This window comes from Pseudoalteromonas rubra (assembly GCF_000967655.1).
In the GTDB taxonomy this organism is placed as follows: Bacteria; Pseudomonadota; Gammaproteobacteria; order Enterobacterales; family Alteromonadaceae; genus Pseudoalteromonas; species Pseudoalteromonas rubra_A.
Genome location: NZ_JXYA01000098.1, coordinates 1 through 7722, shown reverse-complemented (window position 1 = coordinate 7722; position 7722 = coordinate 1). Strand labels below are relative to the sequence as shown.

The 7722-nt window shown below is 41.5% G+C and carries 4 protein-coding genes; all 4 read right to left on the bottom strand.

Features of this window, described 5'->3' with window-relative positions; translation table 11 throughout:
- Positions 1 to 602 precede the first annotated feature (602 nt).
- Entirely contained in the window at positions 603 to 1523 is a 921-nt protein-coding gene (locus TW77_RS23595) for an ATP-grasp domain-containing protein (protein WP_046007424.1), read from the bottom strand.
- A gap of 18 nt (positions 1524 to 1541) precedes the next feature.
- Positions 1542 to 1721 (bottom strand): hypothetical protein, encoded by a 180-nt coding sequence (locus TW77_RS23590; protein WP_046007423.1) that lies wholly within the window; start codon positions 1719 to 1721, stop codon positions 1542 to 1544.
- A 3120-nt stretch (positions 1722 to 4841) separates the two neighbouring features.
- On the bottom strand, positions 4842 to 4994 hold the full coding sequence (locus tag TW77_RS25350) for a hypothetical protein (protein ID WP_156158755.1): 153 nt from the start codon (positions 4992 to 4994) through the stop codon (positions 4842 to 4844).
- Positions 4995 to 5044: 50 nt separating this feature from the next.
- Complete coding sequence (locus TW77_RS25345; RefSeq protein ID WP_156158754.1) at positions 5045 to 5182, bottom strand: hypothetical protein; 138 nt, start codon at positions 5180 to 5182, stop codon at positions 5045 to 5047.
- Positions 5183 to 7722 lie beyond the last annotated feature (2540 nt).

Here is a 7722-nt window from a genome sequence, read left to right as displayed (position 1 = left end):
TGCATAGTGTTTCCTTATTAAGTTAATTTCTCACAGTGACAGCTGCCTTTGCTTTTAACTCCGCCAAGAATAGTGCAAAAGACGCTGACTTATTCATCAGGCCAGCAGATTAAGCTCTACACACTAGTAAGCTTTCAATACACTGAAAATGCTTAGATGGTGCCAGACATGCCTGAGAATTACAGGCAAGTGTATCTGGCAGATCGCAGCCTTGCCCGCTGATGGCAGCAAACCCACCCGCAACTTGATTGGTCTGCCTTGTAAGCATTTCATTAGACGCAGACAAGTTCTTAATTTTTCTCTTTTTCAACTTCATCTTTTTTCTCTTTATCAATTATTTAGCATTAAGTTGTTCATACCTTTAACGCTCACTCAGGCCCACTGCCCACGACTTGGTCAGCAGCGCTGGCAATGGATCATCGCCGTCTTCAGGAATAGCCATAGTGACGTCGATAGGTTTAAGCAAAGAACTCATGTACCGCTTTGCATACTGCCACCCAGGCTTCATCAGGGTGCGACGTTGTTACACCACTACCTAGCACAGACGACAGATCAATTTTGTTTAGTTCCGTCATTTCTCTTTCCTCACTTAACGTTTAATCTCATCTGTTGCCCAGCATGTAGTCAACTAAATGATCTGTAATAGAAATCCCCGACAGTTTCTCAAACCCAATAAACATCGGAGAGGGGTTCGCTTCCAAAAAGTAATACTCACCATTGTGGTTTCTGCGCCAGTCAATCGCCGTCCAGTTTAAGTGCAGCGTCCGGGCAATTTGCTGAGCTTGCTTTACTATCTCTGGCGGGGTTTCAATCGCCAATAGCTCCATGCTGGCATCTTCACGAAAATCGGCTTGCTCACTTCTTAGCTCAACAGAAATAACTTTATCTCCAATGACATAACTCCGAATATTCGTGCCTGCAATAAACTCCTGAACCGTGATGGGAGACTTGGCCAAGGCTTGGGTCACTCGCTGCGACTCCAGATGTGCCTCTGTTAGCAATTCAGTATGTGCGCCACCAAATACAGGTTTAAAAATAGACTGTTTAAGTGCCTTGAATGCTATTTTGATGTCTGCCAGATTGTTACCAACATAAGTTTGAGGAATACGTACTCCCAGCCGCTTTACTTTAGTCAGCTGAAATGGCTTCTCTTTATGATGTTGAAATGCTTCCCAACTGTTTAGCCAGATTGTGTCATTATCCAAAAAGAACCAGGTTCTCAGACACGCCATCGCATCCTGAGCCGCAATGCTTTCCTGGCTCATGTAGTTTTCTCGTGTAGATTCATCTGAGACACCTGAAAAACCGCGCCAAAATACCGCTTGTATTTCATCCAGGGTCAGCTTTTTCCCGCATGCCAGAGTCAAACTACCGGACTCCTCGTTGGGCTCATAACTAAACTGAACCTTGCGTGGGAAGTCATGCGTAGACAGTAAGTAGGCCTCAAGTCCACGCATTTTCAGCTTCTCCAGCATGTACTGCGCATGTTCATCCTGTTGTTGTCCAAGTACGATAAATGCCATTTCAGGTGCTCTCCAAATTTACATACGGTAGAAGTTTATTTGTTGGTCGTAGCCCATGTTCAAATCGGCGTCGGCCACATTAATAAGCGAACACTCTAAACCTTCGGGCTGAAAGTGGTCGTCCAGGCAGTCACCAATGAGTTGCTGATTTAATAAATAAGATAATTCTTTATCTGTATAAAACTTTGTTCTCGCCATTGTGCCTCCAAATACTCAGGCATCATGCGAAATATCATTGGTATGAATGCCTGGCTAACTGTTCAATATGTTCAAGTTAAATTCCAATTACTGATTTTGTCTTGCGCTGTAACGCTTTGACGAGATGCATCTTGGCATTGAAAATTGCAAAAATCAAAAAAGAGAAAAACCACTTAATAACCATAAATTTCAACAACTTAAAAAAGAAAATTACCCTGAGGTATGGCCTAATTATGCGCCTAATATGAATGTCACCAAGGCGATATTATTGTTCCCTTGATTCAAATAGAGCGGCTCCTATTCAACAGCCCTTTGACTGGCTTGTATAACCACACATTTCGCGTGCAGCTGAACAGATAGACCACTTTCGTCAAGAGCGCTTTCGTAAAAAGCGTTTCTGTTTCGTTGCTTTTCACCCGCAACTCAATCTGTAACAGATAATGGGAACACGTAGCGTGCTGAAGCATGGTAGCAACAATACTTATCATCAATATGCAGGACATTCATTCCCATTCCACGTAGTTAAGATCATAAGTAGGTTTACTATCGGGGTTGCTGAAGTTAAGACAACATTGGAACTCAAGCGGGTACCACCATAATCTTGTCTAACTCTACAGATGGCTTGGCCACGAATTGCAGACACAGACTCACATGCAACGGCTGGACACCAGGGTAAAGCTTGCCCGAAACAGCATTACCAGGCCTTTCACGTCAGCCACAGCTTATAAATGAGTAGCAATAGATCTTACTTTATTTGCAGAAGCGGTTTTCAATTTGTATCAGAGCGAAGGTAGGCACTTAACGATGGGCACAAAAAAAGCCGCTAATCTTTTGCGGCTAATTCAACGTGATAGTAATTGCGTACTACACGATATTGGTCTAAATGACGATCACTGGATGCCAAATGGCGGGAAAATAATACAGCCGCCCTCGTCAATGCCACCAGAAACCTGACTCATAAGCTCACTGTTTTTTTCGATTACATTCATATTTACTCTCCAACTAGATATCAAAATTAAAGGTCACATTCGATTTTAGATAAATCTTTCTGCCCAGGATTAGTTCCGCCAGTTACTTCGCAAAGTAGCTCATTTATTTCCAACATTTTTCCACCTCATTTATGTTTGGGGATGCGATAGAGCAGCGCATACTGCCACTCAATTCAGCCCCGGATAATTAATCACCATTCACTCACCAGCAAAGTGGGTACTCAATGGTGTCGATTCAAAAATTCAACAAGTAAGTGCGCCATGGCCTTCCTAGACCTGCGCCATTCTCACGGTGCACAATACGTGCTTGCCCCCAAGAAACTGATGGCTACTTTACTGAATAAAAGCACCCCAATCAAAAACACGAAAAGACAACAATAAGCAATTTAAACAAAGGCTTAATTTAAACATAAATGAAGAGGTAAGATTTATATATGCCTCTTGTAAAGGTTCAAGTATATCGAGTTAAAGAAAGGCAATACCGCACTGAGCCAAAGTTACTTTGCAGGCAAATAAAGCGATTTGGGCTCTCGCAGAAAGAGCCATGACCTTGTAGCCCCCTCTCATGATATTCAATCGACAAGGAGTAGATTTTCATATTCATTAGGCTCACAAGTACGATGCGTACCCTGGTACTACTCGGGCAAGATTGGATGAAAGACGACCCTGACATGAAAGAGAGCCTTTACATATCCCGACGATGGCTAGTCAGTGGCTGATGGTTGAGCATATCCCTTGCTGAGCACACCTTGGCGCGACACTTAACATGTACGCAAACGCAACAGCGGTCAGACACTTAATCTGGCTTTAAAAAGTTTAGACAACACCAACAGAAGCGGTGTAACACAGTAAAGCTGAACCTGTACACATGCCATATCAAGGCTCTGCGGGGGCTACATCAAGTAATATAACGAGAGAAATAAAAGTGCTGGGGGGCGCGGCACGCTAAATCGGGCGCATAGCATTCACGACCTATCATATGAAGTAAAGAATGCGGAGACTGGTCGCTGGCAGCAATGTGGCTAAGTAAGGAGCCGATTCAGGCTGAAAAGGAATAAAGCCCACATCCAGACTGACAGCCATCGATAAAAACGAGTAACTGTCAGGTCCAGTCTGAGCAAGTACACCAGGGGTAAACCCGAGGAAGTACAGTACAAGTGTGGTTTCACTAGTTGCTATTTTTCTCTCTTTCCATTTTTTCTAGCATCTTATAAGTAGAGTCTCCACCTGAAATTGAACTTAACTGATTTTCTTTGATTGTCTGGAACATGCTATGCTTCTCCAAGTTAATTTTTGTACTGAGACACCCCGTGCGCAACACGCGGGGATGCAATGAATCGTAACTTATAGCTTATTAGCCATAGGGAAAGGAAGGAAAGGCCCCGTGCAACCGCCCTCAATGATCCCGCCTTCTACATTCTGGATATCTGATTGTGTTAAATTTTTCATAGCTAAACCTCGTTGTTTGTTGTTTTTAGTTCTGTAAAAAGTTGTCTGGTCTCTTATTTATAACCAGTTTTTAATTACTTCAATTAGTCGCTCAACTTCAGTCTCAGCGGGGTGAGTCATCGCACCAGTTACTGAGTTAATTTCTTCGGAGTGTAAATTTTTCATATTTTTAATCTCTAAAATGAATGATATAAAATCGTGTTATTAATACCGACATACTCTGCTAGTACAGTATGTCGCTTACCAGCCTCAGAGCAGCCTATTTGGTGCTTTACTGCGGATAACCAGGCCTTATTTGGCCGGTACAATCTTGATCAGGACCTCGGCCACCGCTGACCGAACCCAAAAAATACGTTGTCTAAACTGTTCATCGCAAATACCTTTTAAAAAACAGTCTTTGCAAGCCCACCGTAACACTTAACACCTGTGTTTAACCTGATATGAAATGCTCAGCGCATTTACACAACTATCGCCCGAACTCAGATCAGGTTTGCTACTGTGATCTTGTGCACGAGTGCGTAATGTTTATCTGTATTAACACACTGCATTAAGTGCAGGGATGGTCTTATCCTGACCATTACATCCGTGTATTGTATGAGGACACCCTCCGGCGACCAGAGCCAACGTGTTCGAGCTTGTTAACTCTTTCAATCGTACTTTGTTTAACTTCATTGTTATTTTCCTAATTAGGTAGTTGAGCCACAGTGTCATTGGAGTGACAGCCACGAAAAGCAGTCGGTTGAAAATCATGACCTCCCGCGACATTTCCTATGGCAGCGCCAGAGACCTCTTTGCCTATCAGCTTTTTGACGACTTTTTTCTTTAGCTTAATCATTTAAATCTCCATAGTTAGGTATGTACCTCTGTATAACGCAGGGCGTTTTGCTACAAAGCCTGGGAACATACACTGGGGCTTGAATTATCAATCACATCATTTTGTGCTGTTGCACCACCACCTGCGACTGCTTGTGCATCTAAAGCAGATAGATTTTTAATGGCTTTCTTTGTAATTTTTAATTTCATATATCTTCCAAATAACGCAAAAAATAAAGAGGCTTAATGCAACTGCCCGCCTCAGATGCAATCCAATTTAGCGCGACAAAACGTCTGAGTCAAAATGGCAAAAACCAAAATAAAATCTTTTAAATCAAAGGTTAAACAACAAATATTAGTGACTTGTAAAATTCAAATATGTATCAAATATGGAACACAATGGAATTAGTTACCATGGGTGGTTAGCAATTATTTTCTAGGTACAAAGACGCAAGTGCCACTCCCCCATAAACTGCAACCGTTCTTGAGTTGGGTTTCGATTAACACAACAAAGCAGTTTCACGAGAAAAGGCTGCTCCCCTAAAATGGCATTTCGTCTCTGTGCGCTGAAAGCTTCAGCTACTGGCCGAGGAAAAGAGTGAGAAGAATCACAGTGCACACGCAAAGGCATGCTTACACCACAGAGTGAATGACACGATACCAGCTTCAATATGCAAAAAGCGGTCAACTAAATCATGTATCGCACATGGATACACCTTACGCCAGACAACTTGGAATAAGTGTCAGGGAAACATGCCATAGCTACTATTTATTGCGATGTACAGGAAGCGCCACTCGTAACAGCATTGCATGATTGGTTTCTCCTGCTATTCTCACACTTGAATTGGGTGAAGCAGACCTGGGGAATAAGTAGCTAAGCTACCGATGTGGGTTTGCGGGCATAAAAAAAGGAGCCTGTTCGACTCCTTATTAAACAACATTCTCACAATGTCGACTAAAGTAACTTTCCGCCAAAATTATTACTTTTGCCTACTCAGAGTTACACATGGCATAAATGCCTCCCAGTTAGCCACTGTCAGTCCTTTCACTTGTAACTTTGAGCGTTTTTAGCTTAATGAGGTAAACAATATGCGCTGGCTTTACCACTGATTCTTGATTGATTATTTCTATCAATCTGTCAGTTTTAGCGAGCTGCCGTCTACTCAATGAGCTTAAACCGAGCTTAGCTCATTCAACTTTTCTTATAGTGACTTAATAAAGTCCATGATAGCCTCAACTAATGCCCCTTCCGGAGACTGACCACCTGAAGTTACTTTAATCTCTTCACCAAATATCTCTTTCATGATTTATACCTATTATTTAGTTAATGTTTTAGAAGTAACACTATTGGTTACATCTATTATAATTGAACATCAAGTGCGTCAAAAATTGGGCGAAGGCAGTCTATAATTCCTTCGATATCAATCCCACCTGACACTTCTAAGATGTCTTCTTTTGCTAATTTATGCATATTCTATCTCCAAAATAAAAAGTCAGAGCCTGACTACTGCAAATTAAACGGCTAAGATCAGTGCTTCAGACTACGGCTGTAGCAAGTCATTCAAGGAGTCAACTAAGTCTCTGATCTGTTCATAAAGATCTGGGTAACTAGTTCCACCAGTAACAGTCGACAATACATCTTGTTCAATATTTTTCATTTTATAAATCCTATATTTTTAAGTTAAAGCATCGAAAAAATTTAAATCCAATGCTGAAGTTAGGCCTAATCTAGCAAGCACCTCTGATTAAATCAAAAACACAAGAAAAACGAAAAAACATTAAAATACATAAAGATAAGATTAAAAATAATATTCTAATAAAGACAAGATAATCACTTGAGTATTTTTCGAAGTTCCCCTGTTCATAAGCAAGATAAGAACATCATGCATTCGCTTTAACAACGTCGATTTCTCTGTGCAATGATCTGAGTAAATAGCCCAAGGCCAGTAACCAGGCACATTTTTGCTTCCACGGCCCGGATTTCTTGATGTTACGTTGCACGCGACTTATTGCATACACAAATGCTCAACCGATGCGATACACATTAGTATTTTGCAATCAGGCGCACTTTATTTTTGAGCCTATGGCGAGCCTCCAGATCCGAACCGCACTCATACAAGCAGTGAAAATTTGGCGTATTCAGTGAGCGCTTTATCATTAAGGTGAGTTAGATAGCGAAGTCTGTATAGCTTGAACAAGCACAATCCACCTGAGTCCGTATACACATAGCCTGCTTATCCCATATCGGATGAGTTTAGTTATCTCTCGGAAGGTGATGTATTTCTCTGTTGAACAATCTGATCTTCATATCAGATCAAGAATAGCTTATCTAAAACATTGAATTAGAAGAATTTAATAGGAAGCAAAAAGGTGCGGGTGGAAGACAAACTGAGAAAAAGAAATGACATTATGCAGGCAATGACTCAAGAGCATTTGAGGGCACAGCGTTTGCATCGCAAGTAGTAGAACATGCCCTTTAAATAATCCCTAAAGCTGAGCTGTTAGCCCAGTTTTTTGACCAAAAAAAAGGAGTGTGAACACTCCTTATTTACGTCTATTTTCTCGCAGAGTTAAAATTAAGTTCCGCCAAACTCGACTTTATCTGCCAATCACGATTTCCAGGCAATCGACCCAATTGCCAAGACTGTCCCATCCAATACCACCAGTAACTAGTTCAGTCTGTTGTTTACTGAGTACATTCATGATCTTTTATCACTCTTCACAAAATGCTTCGTGCAGTGCGATGCCAA

Coding starts and splice junctions, on each gene's coding strand:
- TW77_RS23595 (WP_046007424.1), bottom strand. CDS start 1,523: ATGGCATTTATCGTACTTGGACAACAACAGGATGAACATGCGCAGTAC.
- TW77_RS23590 (WP_046007423.1), bottom strand. CDS start 1,721: ATGGCGAGAACAAAGTTTTATACAGATAAAGAATTATCTTATTTATTA.
- TW77_RS25350 (WP_156158755.1), bottom strand. CDS start 4,994: ATGATTAAGCTAAAGAAAAAAGTCGTCAAAAAGCTGATAGGCAAAGAG.
- TW77_RS25345 (WP_156158754.1), bottom strand. CDS start 5,182: ATGAAATTAAAAATTACAAAGAAAGCCATTAAAAATCTATCTGCTTTA.